Raw genomic sequence first — 214 nt, forward strand, 5'->3', positions numbered from 1 at the left:
CAGCGGCCGCACCCACACCAAATTGTTCCAGGCCGAGCGCGAACGGCTCAGTCTGATCGTCGCCGACACCGCGCCGTCGCTGTACTTCGGCACGCGCGTGCGCTTCAAGTCGGTGCAGGCGGCGCGTGCCGGGGCGGTGGCAGCGTGGGCGGCGCAGCGGCAGGGCGATCGCCTGGCCGCCTTGCGCGGCAGCCGCAGCGAAGCGCCGGTGCCG

At 74.3% G+C, this 214-nt stretch carries 1 protein-coding gene; it reads left to right on the plus strand.

Annotated elements, in window-relative coordinates; translation table 11 throughout:
* Positions 1 to 214, plus strand: a 214-nt coding sequence (locus D588_RS25740) for a DUF58 domain-containing protein (protein ID WP_043086490.1), incomplete at both ends; no start/stop codon positions are given.

The sequence above is a fragment of the Xanthomonas sp. SHU 308 genome (genome assembly GCF_000364645.1).
Classification (GTDB): Bacteria; Pseudomonadota; Gammaproteobacteria; order Xanthomonadales; family Xanthomonadaceae; genus Xanthomonas_A; species Xanthomonas_A sontii.